Origin of the sequence: Klebsiella sp. YJ, from assembly GCF_002108615.1 — a bacterium.
GTDB classification, from domain to species: Bacteria; Pseudomonadota; Gammaproteobacteria; order Enterobacterales; family Enterobacteriaceae; genus Klebsiella; species Klebsiella planticola.
On the sequence record NZ_MTEG01000027.1, the window covers coordinates 63,630 to 84,396 of the forward strand.

A 20,767-nucleotide genomic window follows, 5' to 3' on the forward strand; every position below is an offset into this window, starting at 1 on the left:
AACGAAGTTCCGTTAAATTTTATTTTTTTCTCCAGCCAATAACATCCATTTTTTCTCCATTGTTTCGCCATAATGAAGTGTAATTCTGCGCGTTGCTTACGCAAATCCCAGCAGAATTCTGCTATCGCCAAATATCTCTTAGACGAAACGTCCATGCTAAAGAAAACAAATATCATTGCCGGGTTATTAATTTCTCCCTTAACGCTTTATGCATCAACAACGTACAAAATTGATGATATTCGTTTTGAGGGGTTGCAGCGCGTTACCGTAGGGGCCGCGCTATTAAGCATGCCGATCCATACCGGAGAACAGGTGTCTAATGATGATATTAGCGAGTCGCTACGCGCTTTATATGCCAGCGGTAACTTTGAAAATGTCCAGATCCTGCGCGATGGAACGACGCTGGTGGTACAGCTTAAAGAGCGGCCGACCATCGCCAAATTAAGTTTTTCGGGGAATAAAGCGGTGAAAGATGACGCCCTGAAAGACAATCTGGCGGCCAGCGGCGTCGAAGAAGGGAGCGCGTTAGATCGTAATGCCCTCAGTGAAATAGAAAAAGGATTACAGGATTTCTATTATAGCGTCGGGAAATACAGTGCGCAGGTCCATGCTGTGGTCACGCCGCTACCGCGAAACCGCGTCGATTTAAAGTTTGTTTTTCAGGAAGGGATCGCCGCGACGATTGCCCAGATTAATATTATCGGCAATAAAGCCTTCCGCGAGGAAACTCTGCTGGACCAGCTGCAGCTGCGTGACCATGTTCCATGGTGGAACGTGATTGGCGACAAGAAATATCAGAAACAAAAAATGGAAGCCGACCTGGAAACCCTGCGTAGTTATTACCTCGATCGTGGCTATGCGCGCTTTACCATTAACTCCAGTCAGGTCAGCATCACGCCGGATAAAAAGTCGCTGTATCTGACGGTCAATCTCTCTGAAGGCGATCGCTATAAAGTCACCAGCACGCTGGTGAGCGGCGAGATGGCCGGGCATGCGCAAGAGACAGAAGCGCTGGCGCAGTCTCTGTCGGGCAAATGGTACAGCGGAGCCGACATTACCGCCGTTGAAAACAGCATCAAAAAACGCTTTGGTAAATATGGCTATGCCTGGCCCCAGGTGAATACCCGTACGGAAATCGATGAGACCAACAAAAGTGTGACCCTGCATATCAATGTTGATGCCGGACGTCGGTATTCCGTGCGCCAGATCCGGTTTACCGGGAATGATACTTCGCGTGACGCCGTCTTGCGTCGTGAAATGCGGCAAATGGAGGGGGCGTGGCTCAACGACGAAAAAGTACAGCAAGGGAAAGAGCGGCTGGATCGTACGGGCTTTTTTGAAACGGTGGATAAAGAAATCACCCCGGTTGCCGGGAGCCAGGATCAGGTCGACGTGGTGTATAAAGTGAAAGAACGTAACACCGGTTCGTTTAACGTGGGCCTGGGATTCGGGACAGACAGCGGCATCAGCTATCAGCTTGGCGTCACTCAGGATAACTGGCTAGGCACCGGCAACAGCGTGAGTTTTAACGGCACCCGTAACAGCTACCAGTCCTATGTTGAACTGGGCGCAACCGATCCCTATTTTACCGTTGATGGCGTCAGCCTCGGCGGGAAAATTTTCTACAACAGCTACGATGCTGCCGATGCAGATGCCGGGAGCTATAACCAGCAAAGCTACGGGCTGGGGAGCAATCTTGGTTTCCCGATTAGTGAGAATAACTCACTGAATGTGGGCATTGATTACGTCCATAACTACCTGACGAACATGGATCCGGAGCTGACGACGTGGAATTACCTTAATTCGCGAGGGATTTATCCGAACGTGGTCACCAAAGATGGCGACAGCGGGGCGACGTATAGCGCCAACGACGTTTTCGCCAGTCTCGGCTGGAGCTATAACAATCTCGACCGCGGGTTTTTCCCTCGTTCCGGGAATAAAAGCAGCCTGAGCGGTAAAGTGACCGTGCCGGGATCAGACAACAGCTATTACAAACTCACCCTGGATACCACGCAATATCTCCCTCTGAATGAAGGGAAAAGCTGGGTCTGGATGGAGCATCTGAAAGCAGGTTATGCCGGCGGCCTGAACGGGAATTCGGTTCCGTTTTACGATAACTTCTATGCCGGAGGGTCGTCGTCAGTGCGGGGGTTCTCTTCCAATACGATTGGTCCAAAAGCGGCCTATTATCGCTGTAACGGGACTGAAAGCAGCTACAGTAACTGCCCGGTTGAAAGCTCTTCGGATGCGGTGGGCGGCAACGCCATGGCGGTACTGAATAGTGAATTTATTATTCCGACGCCGTTTATTAATGATAAATATGCCGACAGTTTACGCACCTCGCTGTTCGTCGATGCGGGGACGGTATGGAGTACATCATGGCAAAATAGCGCTCAGACGCAGGCCGCCGGGATCCCTGACTACGGCGATCCGCTGCATATTCGTATGTCGGCAGGGATTGCGGTGCAGTGGATGTCGCCGCTGGGGCCGCTGGTCTTTTCCTGGGCCGAACCATTTAAAAAATATGATGGCGATAAAGCGGAGCAGTTTCAGTTTAATATTGGCAAAACCTGGTAAATTATTCATCAATAACGCGATGGGTTGATGACAATCCGTCGCGCCCTCTTTAACTGTAGTCGGCACATCAATCATCCGCGTATTGTAAATTTATACCCGGCGTAATGTAGAATTATGTCGCTATATTTTCATGTCTACGTATTTTATATTACTCCGCTACTAACTGTTTATCAATTTACTGGAAGAATATCGTGATTTTACCTCACAATATCGAGGAGAGGACTTGCGGATAATTATAATCTTTGCTATGACTAGCTATGTGGCTGTTTCTCATAAAGCACAAGGACGCGACATGAAATGGATAATTCAGAACACAATTATTTGCCCACATTCCGGTGTAGCATTTTCAAGTATATCGAGATTGCGCTTTTTAAAATTTATTATATGGTATGAAGCCGATATTCTGTTACTTCCCGGAGAATCCATGAAACTGTATTCCTCGAAGGTATTAGTTAATGGAAAATATCATTATATTAAGGTCTACAATATGTCAACCTACAGCCATGAGCAATGGGAAATCCTAAGGGAAAGACCATCCTGCCCCTATGATTTCGGGGCCACGACGATAGAGGGTTGCTGTTATCAGCCACATTGTGCGATTAAACGTTGCCCTGGCAATTTCAAGCACCATGCGCTGTGTTAACGAAGTTGGCGCTAACCATTGGTATTTTCACAAATAAAATAGGGGGTATTTGTTGACATAAATACCCACGAGTCATGTTTTATCTTTAATATTTTGATAATGAATCGATCTTCTTTTCTGATCCCCGTAAAGAACGGCGGTAGAATCTCATCGAATTTATCAGGGAGCGCTGTGGAATTTGAGCGAATGTTCGTGTCGCTACTTCTGAAAATATAAATATTATTTTTATTTTTTACATAGGTTATATATTTTCTGATGCTGATGTCATCCTTTGTGTTTCTGGAATTACCGGTGAATGTAATTAACCCATCCCCATCGCTGGCAAAGAAAGTGACAGAGAAAGAATATTCCTCACCGTCATTAACTATTGAAAAAGCGGATGTGCAGTTAATGCTCTCATCGTCATCAAATGAACTGATGTAATAAAAGACAAGACTTATCGTGATAATAATGAAAGTATATGCAATGACTTTGTTTATTTTTCGTGTTTTCATATTGTGTTATTTTAAGTAATAAGATGAGGTACAGAATGATTTTTTATGAGATTTTATTGGGTATCGACAGGAGATCAGTGAGGTCCTGCTCGATGGGTAATGATTCGTTATATAAATAGTCCGTCCATTTGAGCAGGTGATATTATGCTCTTTAAGAAAATTAATATAGTACTCATCAAATCTTAGATCATCATTTCTGAAAACCTTGCAGCTATTGATCGTCGTGATCAGCGTATACGACGCGAAAGGTGAATCGATCGTGGCTGACGGGTTAAGGTAGATAATATGCAACAGAATAATCAACAGACTGGTAATACCGGCGACAAGCCATCCTGTCTTTCTTTTTCTCACGGCCTCGATGATTCTCGTCGACAGGACGTCACCTTTGTCTTGCGCTGTCGGTGGGTCGGCGTGAAGTTGCTGGCTCCCTTCATGATGAGCGCCATTTCCTTCCGTCACAACTCTGTTCAGCTGATTTATTTCTGGAGTGGCAATATCATTATCCTTCTCCGCAGGGGCGCCGGGAGTATCAATCCGGATATTCGCTTCATCCGCAATCATGAAACCCCGTTTAGGGATCGTTTGAATCAGTGTTCCATTCACATTGAAGTAATTTAAAGACTTACGCAGCAAAGAGATATTTTGATGTAGAGTATTCGGCGTAACACTCATCCCCCTTTCTCCCCACGCATTTTGCAGTAGCTCTGCCTGAGTGACGATTCTTCCTTGATTTTTTATTAACAAATCAAAGCAAAGGCTTGCTGGTATTGCCAGGGCCATACGTTCATTACTTTTTATGGAATGGAGAGTATGCGCTTCTGAGTTAAATCGCAGCGTGTTCTCTATAACGTAAATAGTAGCCATATATGATTTCTTATTGTGAGAATAGTTACCACTGTGTCATTTATCTGGGATTTGATGCCGCGATACTAGCACCAAAGAGTAAACCTGACATTCACTCATAACTAAGAATACTCTTAATCCCCAGGTGAGGTTTTGCCTGAATTGCTTTTTATTTGTTAAATTTACTAATTATTCTTATGTTTATCAATGATTTGAGTTTTAACAAATACTCAACAGATGTGATTTTTTTGCCCTTCATAACTTTATGAGTAATAAATTCTGCTTATTAAGCTTACTATTTGTGCATGAAATGTGGCGGTGTTACCGTAACAAAAATAATAGTGATGTTTTGTCACCTTTCATAAAAGAAAAGTAAAAAGCTGAGGCGAACTTCATTATAGGTGTTTGTCTCAGCCAACGGATGGGGGTCAACAGACTCAATGGAATGGAGGTTCTGTTATCATGGCAGTATTGATCGTAACAGATAATTATTTCTATATGCAGGGTCTGGTCAGCATGGCTGACGATGATTGCAACATTACCTGGGTCGATAACATTGACAGTGAGTATGCGTACCAGCAGTGCCAGGTACTGAGTGCCGAAGATTACGTCATTATCCATTTTGCACAGATAGATAAAATGCTTTGTTCATATCAGTATTATTTGATGAACAGTCCGGCGAAAGTGATCGTGGCTCCGGATGCCAAATTTGTCAGTGATGTTTCTGACATCAATAATATCTGTTTTCTGTCTGCTGACGCGAGTGTTAAAACGGTTGAAAACATCCTTAAGCTGAAGAGGTTTAAAGCCAGAAAAAGAAACCTCACGGTTCGTGAAGAGAAAATTATGTCATTAATGATTATTGGGAACTTAATTAATGATATTTCTAAAACTCTTGGTCTGAGTATCAAGACGGTGAGTTTACATAAAAGTAATACCAGTAATAAGGTCGGCTTGTTAAATAACAACAACATTACCATGCTTGCCTTAATGCGTTTTATCTTGCCGGCATCAGGGACCGACATGATCCTTATTTAATGTTGTATCACTGGCAGCATTATTGCGTTTTATTTTCGCGGAAATTTATTGAGTTTTATCGATTTTATTCAAGTTTTGCATTTAAGAACATCAGGTTCTTAAGGGTAATGGCTCCATAAATAACTATGGAACAGCACGGGCGATAAAAAGCCTATTATTTTTATCAGGTGATGAATATGAAATTGAAAATGTTAGCAGCAGCTCTTGTGACGACTTTCTGTGTGGGCGCTGTTCAGGCAGCAGACGTTACGGCTCAGGCCGTCGCAACCTGGTCGGCAACGGCAAAAAAAGACACTACCAGCAAACTGGTTGTGACCCCTCTGGGTAGCCTGGCTTTCCAGTATGCAGAAGGGATTAAAGGCTTTAACTCTCAGAAAGGTCTGTTTGATGTTGCAATTGAAGGGGATGCGACTGCGACAGCATTTAAACTGACCTCCCGTCTGATTACCAATACCCTGACCCAGCTGGATACCTCCGGTTCGACGCTGAATGTGGGTGTGGATTATAACGGCGTTGCCGTCGAAAAATCGGCTGATACCGTCATGATCGACACCGCGAATGGCGTTCTGGGCGGCAACCTTAGCGCACTGTCTAACGGTTATAACCAGGCTGGCCGCGCGACCGCACAGGATGGTTTCAACTTCTCTATCATCAGTGGCACCACCGATGGTACGGCTGCAGTGACCGATTACAGCACGCTGCCGGAAGGGATCTGGAGCGGTGACGTCAGCGTCCAGTTCGACGCGACATGGACCAGCTGATTTCTCTGTAGCACGAGCAGGGGGGATTCCCCCTGCTTTCTTCCACGGACCGAATTCATATGAAAAACCGCATTCTGGCTATCAGCCTGTATTTTTGCGCCATCATGCCGGCCCTGGCACTGGATGTTGGCGATATTTCTTCATTTATGAACAGCGACGCCAGCGTGCTCAGTAAAGAGATTAAAAACACCACCGAGAGTGGACGCTTAATCAATATCCATGTTGAACGCCTTTCCTCACCGCTTGAAGGCGGCAGCGTGATTCCGATGGACAGTCAGGATGAAGTGCTGCTGACACCAGCCAGCCTGCTACTGCCCGCGAAGAGTAGCGATGTCATTCGTTTTTTCTACAAAGGACCGGCGGATAATAAAGAGCGCTACTACCGCATCGTCTGGTTCGATCAGGCGTTGAGCGATGCGCAGCGCGATAGTGCCAGGCGCAGTGCGGTGGCTACCGCATCGGCCCGCATCGGCACCATCCTGGTCGTAGCCCCACGCAAGGCGGATTACCGCTATCAGTATGCCAATGGAACGCTGGTGAATACCGGCAATGCCACGCTACGTATCCTGGCTTACGGCCCCTGCCTGAAGCCCGCAGATGGCAAAGAATGCAAAGAAAACTATTACCTCATGCCCGGCAAAGAGCGCCGTTTCACCCGCGTGAATGTTGCCGATAAAAAAGGGCGGGTCGCACTCTGGCAGGGCGAGCAGTTTGTTCCCGTAAAATAACAATTGTGCTGACGGAATCAGGTTATGCCTTTACGACGGATTTCACCTGAGCTGAAAACGCTCCTTGCCTGTGGTATGGCCATTTTTACTCTTCCGCTTAGTGTGAATGCCGCTCCTCAGCAGGTGCAGCAAATTGGCGGCGTAGTGATTCCCCAGGCCTTCAGCCAGGCGCTACAGGATGGAATGAGTATCCCACTGTTTCTTCACCTGGAAGGCAGCGCGGGGACGCAGGATGACCAGCGGCTTGGCAGTGCGTTTATTTGGCTGGACGCCGGTACGCTTCGCGTCCGTCATATTCAGCTGGAAGAGCGCGGGGACAACGCCAGCGTGAGTGAACAAACCCGAAAAACGCTGACTGAACTGGCGAATGAACCTTTCAACAGCGATTTACACATCATGCTCACCCGCGATGCGCAGCTGCAGCTCAGTCTGCGGCAGCTGCTGCTGCAACTGGTCGTGAAACGAGAGGCGCTGGGAACCGTTCTGCGTTCGCGCAGTGAAGATATCGGCCAGTCCAGCGTTAACAGCATCAGCAGCAGTCTGAACTATAACCTCGGCGTGTATAACAACCAGATGCGTAACGCTGGCAACAGTACGTCCAGCTATCTGTCGTTGAACAGCGTCAGCTCACTGCGCGAGCACCATATTGTGTTGGACGGGTCGCTCTACGGCACCGGAACCAGCAATCAGGATAGCGAAATTTATAAGGCCATGTATGAGCGTGATTTCGCCGGGCATCGCTTTGCCGGCGGGATGCTGGATACGTGGAATTTACAGTCGCTTGGACCGATGACCGCCATTTCTGCCGGGAAAATCTACGGCGCATCCTGGGGAAACCAGGCCAGCTCAACGGTGTTTGATAATTCACAATCGGTCACGCCAATCGTGGCTTTCTTGCCGGCAGCAGGTGAAGTGCATTTATCGCGCGACGGACGTCTGCTGAGCGTACAGAACTTCGTAATGGGTAACCACGAAGTGGACACCCGAGGCCTGCCATACGGCATTTATGATGTGGATGTTGAGGTGATCGTCAATGGTCGGGTGGTCAGCAAGCGCACTCAGCGGGTGAACAAACTTTTCAGTCGCGGGCGCGGAGCGGGTGCTCCGCTGGCCTGGCAGGTGTGGGGCGGCAGCTTTCATATGGATCGCTGGTCAGAGAGCGGCAAGAAGAGCAAACCGGCGAAAGAGAGCTGGCTGGCGGGGGCGTCGACATCCGGATCCGTGGGCACGTTCAGCTGGGCGGCAACCGGCTACGGTTATGATAGCAATGCCGTCGCCGAGACGCGTCTGACCGTACCGCTGACGGAGTCTGTCAACGTCAATCTGCAAAATATGCTGGCCAGCGATAGCTCCTGGAGCAGCATTGGCAGCATCAGCGCCACCTTACCCGGAGGTTTTAGCACCGTCTGGGTTAACCAGGAAAAAACCATTATTGGCGCCCGGTTACGGCGCAGCGATGCCGACAACCGGGCGATTGGCGGAACCCTTAATCTGAACCCGCTGTGGTCAAAGCTGGGGACCTTTAGTATTAGCTACAACGACGACCGTCGCTACAACAGCCATTACTACACGGCGGATTATTATCAGACTCTCTTTAGCGGGGCCTTCGGCTCGCTGGGCCTGCGTGCCGGTATTCAGCGCTTCAATAATGGTGGCAGTGGTAGCAGTAGCAGTACCGGGAAATATGTTGCGCTCGATTTCTCACTCCCCCTGGGAAACTGGTTCAGCGCCGGTATGACCCACCAGAATGGCTATACCATGGCAAACCTTTCCGCCCGTAAACAGTTTGATGAGGGCGTGGTACGTACTCTTGGGGCCAATATTTCGCGGGCGATCTCCGGTGATACCGGCGATGACAAAACGCTGAGCGGCGGAAGCTATGCCCAGTTCGATACCCGCTATGCCAATGGCACGCTCAATATTAACAGCGGCGCTGACGGCTATGTGAATACCAACCTGACCGCCAGCGGTAGCGTCGGCTGGCAGGGGCGGAATATTGCCGCCAGCGGGCGCACCGACGGTAACGCCGGCGTGATTTTTAACACCGATCTCGATGATGACGGCAAGCTGAGCGCCCGGGTCAACGGACGGGTCATCCAGCTGACCGGCAAACGCAACTATCTGCCGCTCTCGCCGTACAGCCGTTACGAAGTCGAGCTGCAAAACAGTAAGAACTCCCTCGACAGCTACGACATTGTCAGCAACCGCAAGAGCAGCCTGACGCTCTACCCGGGCAACGTGGCGGTTATCGAACCGGAAGTGAAACAGATGGTGACCGTTTCCGGGCGCATCCGCGCCGAAGATGGAACGCTGCTGGCCAATGCACACATCAATAACCATATTGGCCGCACCCGTACCGATAACACGGGAGGATTCGTGATGGACGTGGATAAAAAATACCCCACCATCGATTTCACCTACGGCAATAACCAAAGCTGTGAAGTCGGGCTTGAGATAAGTCAGGCGCGCGGGGCGGTGTGGGTCGGCGATGTCGTCTGCACGGGTCTGAAAACTTACGCCAGCGCGCAGCAGGCAGGAGAAGGTCATGAAAGCTAAGTGGTTCCCGTTGGTAAGCCTGTTTATTGTCGCACTGTGCGCGGTGCGGGCAGAGGCGGCGGTAACGAAAACAACCTGGCCGGACGCGGCAGCGGTGCAGTTTGTTTTCGTGGAAAACAACTCCGATGATAACTTTTTCGCCACTCCAGGCGGCGTGCTGGATCCGCGCATGACCGGCGCCAGTCGCTGGACCGGGCTGAAATATACCGGTAGCGGCACTATCTACCAGCAGAGTCTGGGCTATATCGATAACGGCTATAACACCGGGCTGAATGCCAACTGGAAGTTTGACATGTGGCTGGAAAACTCGCCGGTGTCGAACCCCCTGAGCGGGCTGCGCTGCATCAACTGGTACGCCGGTTGCGATATGGCGACCAGTCTGATTTTGCCCCAGGTCACGGATACAAACGGCTTTTACGGTGCGACGGTGACCTCCGGTGGCCAAAAATGGATGCACGGCATGATGTCGGACGCTTTCTACCAGTATCTGCAGCAGATGCCGGTTGGTGGCAGCATGTCGATGACGATCAATGCCTGCCAGACTTCCGTCTCCTACGATGCAAGCAGCGGGGCGCGCTGCAAAGATCAGGCCTCCGGCGCCTGGTACGTGCGTAAAGTGACCCATACTAAAGCGGCAAACTTAAAGCTGATTAACACCCATTCTCTGACCGAAGTCTTTATCAATAGCGATGGGATCCCGACGCTGGGGGAGGGCAGCTCGAACTGTCGCGCCCAGACGATTGGTACCCGTAGCGGTCTGAGCTGCAAGATGGTCAACTATGCGTTGCAGCATAATGGCCTGAGCAACACCTCGATTCATATTTTCCCGGCGATTAACAACACGTCGCTGACGTCGGCGGTGAATATCTATGATATGCAGTTCAGCCTCGATGGTAACAGCTGGAAACCGGTCAGCGGCAATGCCTACTACTATACGTTTAACGAGATGAAATCCTCGGATTCGGTCTACATCTTCTTTTCCAGTAACTTCTTTAAGCAGATGGTGGCGCTGGGCATCAGTGATATTAATACCAAGGATCTGTTTAACTTCCGCTTCCAGAACACCACCTCGCCGGAGTCCGGCTGGTATGAATTTTCTACCTCCAACTCGCTGATTATCAAACCGCGTGATTTCAGTATCAGCATTATTTCCGATGAGTACAGCAGTTCACCGTCGCGCGAAGGGTATGTCGGTGCCGGACAGCCGTCACTGGATTTTGGCTATATCGTCACCACCAGCGGAAAAACCGCCGCCGATGAAGTCCTGATCAAAGTGACCGGCCCGTCGCAGTCGATCGCCGGGCGTTCATATTGCTTGTTCAGTTCGCCAGACGGGGTGACAAAAGTGCCTTTCCCGGCGCTGCTGACGTTTACCACCCAGACCGGAACGAGCAAAAATTATGACGCCGGCTGCGATGACAACTGGCGCGATATGACGGATGCGCTGTGGCTGACGACGCCGTGGACAGATGCTTCCGGCGATATTGGCGTGATGAACAAGACGACGGTGAAATTTTCCATACCGATGAACGACAATATTTCGTTGAGAACGGTAGATGACGATGGCTGGTTTGGTGAAGTGAGTGCTTCAGGAGAGATTCATGTTCAGGCGACATGGCGCAATATTAATTAATCTGCTCCAGGCCGTCGCGTGGTTGCTGCTTCTGGGGCTGCCAATGGCGGGCCGGGCGATTTCCGTCGGCAATTTAACTTTTTCGCTGGGTGCTGAAGAGAACTTTGTCGCCAAACGGGTACTGAATAACAACCCGAGCGCGCGGCTCTATCAGATTTCCGTCGTCGGGATAGACCGGCCGGGAGGTCACGAGGTCCGTTCGCGTCCGGCAGACGGCGAACTGCTCTTTGCCCCGCGTCAGCTCACCTTGCAGGCCGGGCAAGGGGAATACTTTAAATTTTATTATCATGGCCCGCAGGATAATCGTGAACGTTATTACCGGGTTTCGTTTCGCGAAATTCCCACCCGAAACCGCATTGGCCGTACTGCGGCCGGCGGGTCAATCGGTATTGATCCGGTGGTCGTGATGGAAACGATTCTGGTGGTACGCCCGCGGCAGGTGCAGTTCAAATGGGCCTTCGATCGGCAGGCGGGAAGCGTCAGCAACAGCGGCAATACCTGGTTTAAACTGCTGATCAAGCCGGGATGCGATGCAACGGAAGAAGAGGGCGAGGCCTGGTACTTACGGCCAGGAGATGTGGTTCGCCAGGCGGCGCTGCGCCAGCCTGGGAATAAATACATTATCTATAATGATAAATTTATTAAAATATCAAAGGATTGCGAGTAGTGTTTGCCGGTAAATAAAAAAGCCTCCCGTAGGAAGCTTTTTTATTATCAGGTCATGACCATTGGCCATTGTGGTGGCGTCTGGCTCATGACTTCGATCATGACGTCTTTGATATTGCCCCAGATTTTCGCGATATCCAGCAGCGTGATCCCCAACAAGCCGGTGGCGAACCAGCAGGCCGCCACCAGGCCGATGCAGCTACAAATAACGGCTAAACCGGCATAATCACTTTTGCGTAGCTGAATGTTCATCGAACTGGCCAAAAACATCAGAACCGCGCTCACCAGCGGCCAGCGCAAAAGTATGACACTGGTAGTTATGGAAGCCATCAACCTCATCCTCAAAGAAAATCGGGTGCCTTTGACAACCTGGCGAGACTGACGATGACGTGGCGCTCTGGCTATCTACGGGCAATCAGGAGAATAATGAAACAATGTTCTTGTTTCATCAAGTTGTGTGAACTATATCACATTTGCTGTTTTATTCACCAGCCCCAAATGCGCGTTTTTGGCGGTTTTTAAAGCCGCATGTTTATTGTGGATAATGAAGGCGGGGGCATCTTCCCACCACGTCAAACGGGCAAACTGCTCTTCCCGGCGTCTGATTGCTTTTTTTGAGCTCGTTATCTGCGGCTTTTATTACTTATTCTTGCCGATCGTACGGATAAACCGAATTAGATAACGACTCTGTTTTTATAATACCGAGAGTGTTTCTCGATTTTCTGCGAAATTAGTATTATTCATCATTATTGAGGATGGGGTTTTTACATCAAACGACCGGTTGCTGAAAATAGTCTCTGTTGTATAACAACGAGTGTGATCTTTTACCGTGATAAGGCATATCGCATGGATAAAAAACGGAAATGAATCGTCGCACATTGCGCAACGCGTTGAGAATATTGGGAGTGACGCTGGTGGTTCTGCTCCCCGTCGTGCTGGCACTGTGGTTTGCGCAAATCAGAGCCAAAGCCGAAACCTCCGATCGGCTCCGCGCATTTTCACAGCTGGCGCTGCAGAAAACGGAAATGGTGGTTTATGAAGCCGATCGGGCGCGTGAAAAAGCCTTGCAGTTTAAAGGGGAAATGTGCTCTGCCGGACATCAGCAATATATGTTGTCGATTGTTCGCAGCCTGCTTTATGTTGACGATTTAATTTATGCCGACGGTCCCCGTTTGTTTTGCTCGACTGCGGTCCGCCCCGATAGCGCATGGCGTATTCCGCCGGCGAATTATACCAAAAAGCCGGATATCGCTATCTACTATTACCGCGATACGCCTTTCTATCCCGGCTTTGCGATGAACTACATGCAGCGAGGGCACTACATTGCGGTGATTAATCCGCTCTCCTACAGTTCGTTAATATCGAGTGATAAAGATTTATCCTACGGTTTGTACGATACAAAAACGAATCAGTTTTTTTCCACCAGTAGAAATGCCGACCCCGCGGTACTGCATGGCCTGATTCGTCAGGAAGATGCCTTTTTTCGCCAGGGTAACCGGGTGTACACCGTGGCTCATTCCGCCATCCGCCCGATCGCCGTGATTATGTCTACCTCGTACGCCAGTTATTACCAGAGCTTTTATGATCAGGTGACGCTCACCCTCCCGCTGGGGGGGATTTGCAGCATGTTGATCTTACTGGTGTGGTTGCGCACCCGGCAGCAATACCATTCACCGCGCAATATGTTGCAACGCGCGCTCAATCGGCGTCAGCTGTGTCTGCATTATCAGCCGATTATTGATATCGAAAATAACCGCTGCGTCGGAGCCGAAGCGCTGCTGCGCTGGCCGGGATTTGACGGGCCGGTGATGACGCCGGCGGAGTTTATTCCACTGGCGGAAAATGAAGGGATGATTGCGCAGGTCACCGATTACGTGGTGGATGAGTTATTTTCCGAACTCGGGGAATTTTTGGCCGGGCATCCGCATCTGTATATTGCGATTAACCTGTCGGCCACTGATTTCCACTCTGCGCGGCTCATTGCCCAAATCGGTGAAAAGGCGCGGAGCTCCGCGGTGAATATCGATCAAATTAAAATTGAAGTCACCGAGCGCGGATTTATTGACGTGCAGAAAACGATGCCGGTCATCCAGGCATTCCGCGCAGCCGGATATGAAATTGCTATTGATGACTTCGGTACCGGCTATTCCAATCTGCATAATCTCCACTCGCTTAACGTGGATATCCTGAAGATCGATAAATCGTTTATCGATACGCTCACCACCAATAGCACCAGCTACACGATCGCCGAGCATATTATTGAAATCGCCCGCAGCCTGGGCTTAAAGACCGTTGCCGAAGGCGTCGAAACGGCGGACCAGGTTAACTGGCTGCGAAAACGCGGGGTCCGGTATTGTCAGGGCTGGTACTTTGCGAAAGCGATGCCGCCACAGGAGTTCAGGCAGTGGCTGGCCAACGCGCCCAGGCTGCTCAGCCCTTGCATGTGAACGCTCAGGCGGAAATTTGATGACGATAATCGCTGGGGGTGCGGTCGAACTCCCGGCGAAATACCCGTGAGAACGTCTGCTGCGACACGTAGCCCAGATCCATCGCAATATCAAAGATGGGTCGCTGGGTGGTCCGCAGCGCCTCTGCGGCCAGCAACAGCCGGCGCTGGCGGATGTAATCGCCCAGCGTTTGATGCATCACGGCGCGGAACATCCGCTGGAGGTACCATTTTGAGTACCCGGATTTTCTGGCGACTACATCAATGTTAAGTGGTTGATCGATATGTTCATCAATCCATTCAATAAGCGTTTGGATAATATCCTGATGGGACATAAAGCGGCCTCTCTCAATTCTCGATTCGTCGTTTTGTCTGCGGGCGAGTATAATTCCTCAAGTTAACTTGAGGTAAAGCGCTTTTATGGAAAAGAAATCCCCCCGTATTAAAATGCTGTTGACCCCCGGCGAGGTGGCAAAGCGTACCGGCGTTGCCGTCTCTGCCCTGCATTTCTATGAAAGCAAAGGGTTAATTCACAGCCAGCGTAATGCCGGTAATCAGCGGCGCTATCGCCGCGATGTGCTGCGCGCGGTGGCGATCATCAAGATTGCCCAGCGAATCGGCATTCCGCTGTCGACCATTGGTGATGCGTTCGGCGTGTTGCCGGAAGGGCATAACCTCAGCGCGAAGGAGTGGAAACAGCTCTCATCGCAGTGGCGGGAGGAGCTTGATCGGCGTATTCATACCCTGACCGCACTGCGCGACCAGCTGGATGGTTGTATCGGCTGCGGCTGTCTGTCGCGACGCGACTGCCCGCTGCGCAACCCGGGAGATAAGCTGGGTGAAGAGGGGACCGGCGCGCGACTGCTGGAGGATGACGTATAAAACTAAAGCGCCACAACAGGGCGCTTTAGTTGTTTTCCGGTCTTGGTCTTTAACACTATCCTGGTCGTTCGCAGGAGGGTTTCCCCCGACGTCGGCTCACCTCGGTATTGCGCAAGATGTTGCTGGAGGTTCCGGTTTGCGCCGACAACTTAATTGTGGCACAGCCCGGCTTTTTCACCCGTTTATTTCGGCGAAATTTTTCCGCCAATCGCCGTCAGTTCCTATAGTTAATTCGAACGAATTACGGGAGAACCTCCATGCTGACGGTACATCATCTCAATCAATCACGATCCCAGCGCGTGCTGTGGGCGCTTGAAGAACTCCAGTTGCCTTATCGCATTGTCAGCTACCAGCGGGAAAAAAATATGCTGGCGCCGCCGGCGTTAAAGCAGATCCACCCGCTGGGGAAATCTCCGGTGGTGGAAGATAACGGCCACGTGCTGGCGGAATCGGGCGCCATCCTCGAGTACCTGCAGGAAACCTACGATAGCGACCACCGGTTCAGACCGCAGGCGATGGCGGATAAGCTGCAATACCGTTTCTGGCTGCACTATGCCGAGGGCTCACTGATGCCGCTGATGGTGATGAAACTGGTGTTTGCCAGTCTCGGTAAACCGCCCATTCCGCTCGGGATGCGAACGCTGGGCAATGCCCTGGGTAAAGGGGTACAGAAGGCCTGGCTGGACCGGCAAATCGCCACGCACGCTCGCTATATTGAGGATCATCTCTCCCGTCAGCCGTGGTTTGCCGGCGCGCAGCTCAGCATGGCCGATATCCAGATGAGCTTTCCGGTCATGGCGCTGCTGGCGCGCGGTGGCATCAAGGATGTACCGCGGATCGCACAGTGGGTGCAGCGAATAGAGCAGCGTCCGGCCTGGCAGAAAGCGATTGAACGCGGCGGCCCGTTCACCCTGCCGGAGTGAGGCGGTGATTTTTGTGATGGCCGCGGTGAATTGCTATCAACGCAATACAAAAATGTTACCGGATTGCGCATAGACGACAACGTTTGCGCATCGACTGGTTATTTCATGAACGCCATAAGCAAAATTTAGCGAATTAACACAAACTTCAGTTGAAAAGGCCCGTCTAAAGGCTGGATAATCGTTTGCCTTTGTATTTTGCTCGCTATTTATCCCTGTTCTGGGGGGAGCAAATTCATTCTGACCACCGTATTGTATGCGCGGAGTTAAACGTTTGCTTTTTTGCAGCCCCCCTGGCGCTGCGAGGAAGCACAAGGAGATCGCGTTTAGCTGGCAGTGGATGGTCCACCACGCATACGGACGAACGATTAAAATTTTCAGGGGAAGTTTTCTATGTCTACGCCTTCAGCGCGTACCGGCGGTTCATTAGACGCCTGGTTTAAAATTTCAGCTCGTGGCAGCTCCGTTCGTCAGGAGATTGTTGCCGGTTTAACCACCTTCCTGGCAATGGTGTACTCGGTCATTGTTGTCCCGGGCATGTTGGGTAAAGCCGGGTTCCCTCCGGCAGCCGTGTTCGTCTCGACTTGTCTGGTCGCCGGCGTAGGCTCTCTGGTGATGGGGCTGTGGGCAAACCTGCCGCTGGCCATCGGCTGTGCGATTTCGCTGACCGCGTTCACCGCCTTCAGCCTGGTGCTGGGGCAGCACATCAGTATTCCGGTTGCGCTGGGCGCCGTGTTCCTGATGGGCGTGCTGTTTACCGTTATCTCTGCCACCGGTATTCGTAGCTGGATCCTGCGCAATTTACCGCAGGGCGTTGCGCACGGCACCGGGATAGGTATCGGCCTGTTTCTGCTGCTGATCGCCGCCAACGGCGTGGGCCTGGTGATTAAAAACCCGCTGGACGGTTTGCCGGTCGCGCTGGGTCACTTCAACAGCTTCCCGGTGATTATGTCGCTGGTGGGGCTGGCGGTGATTATTGGCCTCGAAAAAATGAAAGTGCCGGGCGGTATTCTGCTGACCATTATCGGCATTTCGATCGTCGGGCTGATTTTTGACCCGAGCGTTCATTTCTCCGGTATTTTCGCGATGCCGTCGCTGAGCGACGACAAAGGCAACTCGCTGATTGGCAGCCTCGATATCATCGGCGCGCTAAACCCGGTGGTTCTGCCAAGCGTCCTGGCGCTGGTGATGACGGCGGTATTTGATGCCACCGGCACGATTCGCGCCGTGGCGGGGCAGGCAAACCTGCTGGATAAAGACGGGCAGATTATCAACGGCGGTAAAGCCTTGACCACCGACTCCCTGAGCAGCGTCTTCTCCGGCGTGGTCGGGGCGGCGCCGGCGGCGGTGTACATCGAATCTGCGGCAGGTACTGCGGCGGGCGGTAAAACCGGCCTCACCGCGGTGACCGTTGGCGTGCTGTTCCTGCTGATTCTGTTCCTCTCTCCGCTCTCTTATCTGGTGCCTGCGTATGCCACGGCGCCAGCGCTGATGTATGTTGGTCTGCTGATGCTGAGCAACGTGGCGAAAATCGACTTTAATGATTTCGTCGATGCGATGGCCGGGCTTATCACGGCGGTCTTTATCGTGCTGACCTGTAACATCGTCACCGGCATCATGATTGGCTTTGCCGCCCTGGTCATTGGCCGTCTGGTGTCCGGCGAGTGGCGCAAGCTGAACCTGGGGACCGTCATCATCGCGGCCGCGCTGGTTATCTTCTACGCCGGTGGTTGGGCCATTTAAGCTTTTCCTGCCAATAGCGGGCGGCTCAGGCCGCCCGTTTTATTTTTAAGCCACATCCTGTTTCCTTTTGCGTTAATCTGAGTAGCGTATTATCCAGAGACATGACGCCTCCGGTGTAAAAAAAAGAAAACGCAGCAAACAGGGAACACATGGAAATATTCTTCACCATACTCATTATGACCCTCGTGGTCTCTCTCTCCGGGGTGGTTACACGCGTACTGCCCTTTCAGGTTCCACTACCACTGATGCAAATCGCCATTGGCGCGCTGTTGGCGTGGCCGACGTTTGGTTTGCATGTTGAATTCGACCCCGAGCTGTTCCTGGTCTTGTTTATCCCGCCGCTGCTTTTTGCCGACGGCTGGAAGACGCCGACCCGCGAATTTATTGAGCACGGACGAGAAATCCTCGGGCTGGCGCTGGCGCTGGTGCTGGTCACGGTGGTGGGTATTGGCTTCCTCATCTACTGGATCGTGCCGGGTATTCCGCTGATTCCCGCCTTTGCGCTGGCGGCGGTGCTGTCACCGACCGATGCCGTGGCGCTGTCAGGCATCGTGGGCGAAGGGCGCATTCCGAAAAAAATTATGGGGATTTTGCAGGGCGAGGCGCTGATGAACGATGCCTCCGGCCTGGTCTCGCTGAAGTTTGCCGTCGCCGTAGCGATGGGCACGATGGTCTTTACCGTCGGCGGTGCCACGGTCGAGTTCCTCAAAGTCGCCATCGGCGGTATCCTGGCCGGGTTTGTGGTGAGCTGGCTGTATGGTCGTTCGATGCGCTTCCTCAGCCGCTGGGGCGGCGACGAGCCCGCGACGCAGATTGTTCTGCTGTTCCTGCTGCCGTTTGCCTCCTACCTGATCGCGGAACATATCGGTGTTTCCGGGATTCTGGCGGCGGTGGCGGCGGGGATGACCATCACCCGTTCCGGCGTGATGCGCACCGCGCCGCTGGCCATGCGTCTGCGTGCGAACAGTACCTGGGCGATGCTGGAATTTGTCTTTAACGGCATGGTCTTTCTGCTGTTGGGTCTGCAGCTGCCGGACATTCTGTCGACGTCGCTGGTGGCGGCGGAAGCGGATCCTAATGTTGAAACCTGGATGTTGTTTACCGACATTATCCTGATCTACGCCGCGCTGATGCTGGTACGTTTTGGCTGGCTGTGGACGATGCGCAAGTTAAGCCAGCGTTTCCTGAAGAGGAAACCGATGGAGTTTGGCTCGTGGACCACCCGTGAACTGCTGATCTCCTCCGTTGCCGGGGTACGCGGGGCGATAACCCTCGCCGGTGTGCTGTCGATTCCACTGCTGCTGCCTGACGGCAACGTCTTCCCGGCCCGCTATGAGCTGATATTTTTGGCCGCCGGGGTGATTCTGTTCTCGCTGTTTGTCGGGGTGATCGCGCTGCCAATTTTGCTACGTCACATTGAGTCGAGCGACCATGTTCAGCAGCGTAAAGAAGAGCGGCTGGCGCGCGCGGCGACGGCAGATGTGGCGATTGTCGCGATTCAGAAAATGGAGGAGCGTCTGGCGGCCGACACCAAAGAGAATATTGATAACCAGCTGCTGACCGAGGTCAGTTCGCGGGTGATTGGTAATCTGCGCCGCCGCGTCGACGGACGCAACGATGTGGAAACCTCCATACTCGAAGAGCAGCTTGAGCGTCGGTTCCGTCTGGCGGCGCTGCGTTCAGAACGCGGAGAGCTGTATCATCTTCGTGCGACCCGGCAGATCAGCAATGAAACGCTGCAGAAGCTGCTCCACGACCTTGACCTGCTGGAAGCGCTGCTCATCGAAGATCAGTAGCACCGCACCGCTTCCCCGGCGGCGCTACGCTGGCCGGGCGATGAATTCAGAATGACTGTTTTTGTCGCCCGGACAGGCGCAACGCGCCTCCGGGACTTACTCCAGCCAGAACGCCTTACTGCATTCCAGCCACGCCTGCGCGCTGTGCGACAGATAAACGCCTTCCCGCCAGATCATCCCCAGCTCCCAGTGCAGCTCACTCTGCAGCGGTATCCAGCAAAAATTCTGCGCGTCGAGACGTTCGCAGATCGGCTGCGGCAGTATGGCCACGCCGATTCCCGCCTGCACCATGGCCGCGAGGAAGTCCCACTGGCCGCTGCGCACCGCGATGCGGGGCTTCACATCATGACAGGTAAACAGTGCCATCAGCTGCCGGCTCAGCGCGAAATCTTCGTTATAAATGACCAGCGGATGGGCCGCGAGGGCTTCCGGCGAGAGCGACTGAACGCTTTCCCACTCCTCGGTTCTCGGCGTCAGCACGCACAGCGGATGGTTGAACAGCGGCAGCGTGCTCAGGCCGCTGTCCTCATCTACCGGCAGCGCCGTCATGGCGAGATCCAGCTCGCCGTTGCTCACCGCCTGCTGAACCGTCAGCCCACCGAACTCGGCAATTTTCAGCTCCACGCCCGGGTAGCGCTGGCGAAACAGGCCGATCGGTTCTGCCATCAGCATCCCGACCATCGGCGGGATCCCCAGTCTCAGGACCCCTTTGTGCAGGTGGTTAATATCGCTCAGCTCCGATTCCAGCTGATGAAACTCGCCCAGAATCGCCTGCCCACGCTCAAAAACAACCCGACCGGTATCGGTCAACAGGAGCCGGCGGCCATCGCGAATCAACAGGGTGCAGTTCAGCTCATCTTCCAGATTTTTGAGCATTTTGCTGATCGTGGGCTGTGTGACGAACAGTTTTTCCGCAGCGCGCGTAAAACTCTGCTGACGCACCACTTCGACAAAATAGCGCAGCGTTCGGATATCCATAATTATTCCCAGAGACTATACCTGTGATGATTTTAATTCATTTCTGTCCGCTCAGGCGGCTCT

18 protein-coding genes are annotated in these 20,767 nt (G+C 52.2%); 13 read left to right on the forward strand and 5 right to left on the reverse strand.

Translation table 11 applies throughout. From position 1 onward, the window contains the following. Positions 1-153 precede the first annotated feature (153 nt). Both bamA and iraM read left to right on the forward strand, forming a co-directional pair. On the forward strand, positions 154-2,577 hold the full coding sequence (gene bamA / locus BV390_RS23860) for an outer membrane protein assembly factor BamA (RefSeq protein ID WP_085397423.1): 2,424 nt from the start codon (positions 154-156) through the stop codon (positions 2,575-2,577). A gap of 292 nt (positions 2,578-2,869) precedes the next feature. Continuing rightward, positions 2,870-3,220 carry an anti-adapter protein IraM gene (gene iraM / locus BV390_RS23865; protein ID WP_072000053.1) on the forward strand — a complete coding sequence of 117 codons (351 nt, stop codon included), beginning with the start codon at positions 2,870-2,872 and terminating at the stop codon, positions 3,218-3,220. 11 nt (positions 3,221-3,231) lie between these two features. Here iraM and BV390_RS31605 read toward each other — a convergent pair whose 3' ends face one another. Both BV390_RS31605 and BV390_RS23875 read right to left on the reverse strand, forming a co-directional pair. Further along, positions 3,232-3,714, reverse strand: coding sequence for a hypothetical protein (locus tag BV390_RS31605; RefSeq protein ID WP_227502936.1), 483 nt, complete (start codon positions 3,712-3,714; stop codon positions 3,232-3,234). A 6-nt stretch (positions 3,715-3,720) separates the two neighbouring features. After that, positions 3,721-4,578, reverse strand: a complete 858-nt coding sequence (locus BV390_RS23875; RefSeq protein ID WP_046853250.1) for a winged helix-turn-helix domain-containing protein — start codon at positions 4,576-4,578, stop codon at positions 3,721-3,723. A 441-nt stretch (positions 4,579-5,019) separates the two neighbouring features. Here BV390_RS23875 and BV390_RS23880 point away from each other — a divergent pair, with 441 nt between their 5' ends. The 6 genes from BV390_RS23880 (at position 5,020) to BV390_RS23905 (ending at position 11,940) form a co-directional block, all read left to right on the forward strand. Further along, positions 5,020-5,595 carry a LuxR C-terminal-related transcriptional regulator gene (locus BV390_RS23880; RefSeq protein ID WP_032697103.1) on the forward strand — a complete coding sequence of 192 codons (576 nt, stop codon included), beginning with the start codon at positions 5,020-5,022 and terminating at the stop codon, positions 5,593-5,595. Between the two features lie 176 nt (positions 5,596-5,771). Next, the gene (gene ecpA / locus BV390_RS23885; protein WP_032697105.1) at positions 5,772-6,356 is read left to right on the forward strand and encodes a common pilus major fimbrillin subunit EcpA; all 585 of its coding nucleotides are present in this window, start codon (positions 5,772-5,774) and stop codon (positions 6,354-6,356) included. 59 nt (positions 6,357-6,415) lie between these two features. Further along, positions 6,416-7,084: an EcpB family pilus assembly chaperone gene (locus BV390_RS23890; protein ID WP_032697106.1), complete on the forward strand. Its 669-nt coding sequence runs from the start codon at positions 6,416-6,418 to the stop codon at positions 7,082-7,084. A 24-nt stretch (positions 7,085-7,108) separates the two neighbouring features. Beyond that, positions 7,109-9,640 (forward strand): fimbrial biogenesis outer membrane usher protein, encoded by a 2,532-nt coding sequence (locus BV390_RS23895; RefSeq protein WP_085397424.1) that lies wholly within the window; start codon positions 7,109-7,111, stop codon positions 9,638-9,640. Continuing rightward, positions 9,630-11,273, forward strand: coding sequence for a fimbrial adhesin EcpD (ecpD, locus tag BV390_RS23900; RefSeq protein ID WP_032689925.1), 1,644 nt, complete (start codon positions 9,630-9,632; stop codon positions 11,271-11,273). Before BV390_RS23895 ends, ecpD begins: the two co-directional genes overlap by 11 nt. Further along, positions 11,242-11,940, forward strand: coding sequence for a fimbrial biogenesis chaperone (locus BV390_RS23905; protein WP_032697108.1), 699 nt, complete (start codon positions 11,242-11,244; stop codon positions 11,938-11,940). Before ecpD ends, BV390_RS23905 begins: the two co-directional genes overlap by 32 nt. Positions 11,941-11,987: 47 nt before the next feature. On the opposite strand, the gene BV390_RS23910 is transcribed toward BV390_RS23905, so the two are convergent. Next, complete coding sequence (locus BV390_RS23910) at positions 11,988-12,269, reverse strand: YjcB family protein (RefSeq protein ID WP_004856511.1); 282 nt, start codon at positions 12,267-12,269, stop codon at positions 11,988-11,990. Positions 12,270-12,802: 533 nt separating this feature from the next. Here BV390_RS23910 and BV390_RS23915 point away from each other — a divergent pair. Beyond that, positions 12,803-14,386, forward strand: a complete 1,584-nt coding sequence (locus BV390_RS23915; RefSeq protein WP_085397425.1) for an EAL domain-containing protein — start codon at positions 12,803-12,805, stop codon at positions 14,384-14,386. 4 nt (positions 14,387-14,390) lie between these two features. On the opposite strand, the gene soxS is transcribed toward BV390_RS23915, so the two are convergent. Next, entirely contained in the window at positions 14,391-14,720 is a 330-nt protein-coding gene (soxS, locus tag BV390_RS23920) for a superoxide response transcriptional regulator SoxS (protein ID WP_004856516.1), read from the reverse strand. Between the two features lie 85 nt (positions 14,721-14,805). On the opposite strand from soxS, the gene soxR reads away from it, so the two are divergent. From soxR to BV390_RS23945, 4 genes are all read left to right on the forward strand, one after another. After that, positions 14,806-15,267, forward strand: a complete 462-nt coding sequence (gene soxR / locus BV390_RS23925) for a redox-sensitive transcriptional activator SoxR (protein ID WP_004856518.1) — start codon at positions 14,806-14,808, stop codon at positions 15,265-15,267. Positions 15,268-15,524: 257 nt separating this feature from the next. Further along, positions 15,525-16,190, forward strand: a complete 666-nt coding sequence (locus BV390_RS23930; RefSeq protein WP_085397426.1) for a glutathione S-transferase family protein — start codon at positions 15,525-15,527, stop codon at positions 16,188-16,190. Between the two features lie 390 nt (positions 16,191-16,580). After that, positions 16,581-17,930, forward strand: coding sequence for an NCS2 family permease (locus BV390_RS23940; RefSeq protein WP_032689921.1), 1,350 nt, complete (start codon positions 16,581-16,583; stop codon positions 17,928-17,930). Positions 17,931-18,079: 149 nt separating this feature from the next. After that, a complete protein-coding gene (locus BV390_RS23945) occupies positions 18,080-19,726 on the forward strand; it encodes a Na+/H+ antiporter (protein WP_004856523.1) in 1,647 nt (548 codons plus the stop codon). A 96-nt stretch (positions 19,727-19,822) separates the two neighbouring features. Here BV390_RS23945 and BV390_RS23950 read toward each other — a convergent pair whose 3' ends face one another. After that, on the reverse strand, positions 19,823-20,704 hold the full coding sequence (locus tag BV390_RS23950) for a LysR family transcriptional regulator (RefSeq protein WP_032689920.1): 882 nt from the start codon (positions 20,702-20,704) through the stop codon (positions 19,823-19,825). Positions 20,705-20,767 lie beyond the last annotated feature (63 nt).

What these genes read in the sequence shown, in the direction of transcription:
- BV390_RS23950 (WP_032689920.1), bottom strand. Translation starts at nt 20,704, where the DNA reads ATGGATATCCGAACGCTGCGCTATTTTGTCGAAGTGGTGCGTCAGCAG.
- BV390_RS31605 (WP_227502936.1), bottom strand. Translation starts at nt 3,714, where the DNA reads ATGAAAACACGAAAAATAAACAAAGTCATTGCATATACTTTCATTATT.
- BV390_RS23905 (WP_032697108.1), top strand. Translation starts at nt 11,242, where the DNA reads ATGTTCAGGCGACATGGCGCAATATTAATTAATCTGCTCCAGGCCGTC.
- soxR (WP_004856518.1), top strand. Translation starts at nt 14,806, where the DNA reads ATGGAAAAGAAATCCCCCCGTATTAAAATGCTGTTGACCCCCGGCGAG.
- BV390_RS23930 (WP_085397426.1), top strand. Translation starts at nt 15,525, where the DNA reads ATGCTGACGGTACATCATCTCAATCAATCACGATCCCAGCGCGTGCTG.
- BV390_RS23880 (WP_032697103.1), top strand. Translation starts at nt 5,020, where the DNA reads ATGGCAGTATTGATCGTAACAGATAATTATTTCTATATGCAGGGTCTG.
- BV390_RS23890 (WP_032697106.1), top strand. Translation starts at nt 6,416, where the DNA reads ATGAAAAACCGCATTCTGGCTATCAGCCTGTATTTTTGCGCCATCATG.
- soxS (WP_004856516.1), bottom strand. Translation starts at nt 14,720, where the DNA reads ATGTCCCATCAGGATATTATCCAAACGCTTATTGAATGGATTGATGAA.
- BV390_RS23875 (WP_046853250.1), bottom strand. Translation starts at nt 4,578, where the DNA reads ATGGCTACTATTTACGTTATAGAGAACACGCTGCGATTTAACTCAGAA.
- ecpA (WP_032697105.1), top strand. Translation starts at nt 5,772, where the DNA reads ATGAAATTGAAAATGTTAGCAGCAGCTCTTGTGACGACTTTCTGTGTG.
- bamA (WP_085397423.1), top strand. Translation starts at nt 154, where the DNA reads ATGCTAAAGAAAACAAATATCATTGCCGGGTTATTAATTTCTCCCTTA.
- ecpD (WP_032689925.1), top strand. Translation starts at nt 9,630, where the DNA reads ATGAAAGCTAAGTGGTTCCCGTTGGTAAGCCTGTTTATTGTCGCACTG.
- BV390_RS23915 (WP_085397425.1), top strand. Translation starts at nt 12,803, where the DNA reads ATGAATCGTCGCACATTGCGCAACGCGTTGAGAATATTGGGAGTGACG.
- iraM (WP_072000053.1), top strand. Translation starts at nt 2,870, where the DNA reads ATGAAATGGATAATTCAGAACACAATTATTTGCCCACATTCCGGTGTA.
- BV390_RS23910 (WP_004856511.1), bottom strand. Translation starts at nt 12,269, where the DNA reads ATGGCTTCCATAACTACCAGTGTCATACTTTTGCGCTGGCCGCTGGTG.
- BV390_RS23940 (WP_032689921.1), top strand. Translation starts at nt 16,581, where the DNA reads ATGTCTACGCCTTCAGCGCGTACCGGCGGTTCATTAGACGCCTGGTTT.
- BV390_RS23945 (WP_004856523.1), top strand. Translation starts at nt 18,080, where the DNA reads ATGGAAATATTCTTCACCATACTCATTATGACCCTCGTGGTCTCTCTC.
- BV390_RS23895 (WP_085397424.1), top strand. Translation starts at nt 7,109, where the DNA reads ATGCCTTTACGACGGATTTCACCTGAGCTGAAAACGCTCCTTGCCTGT.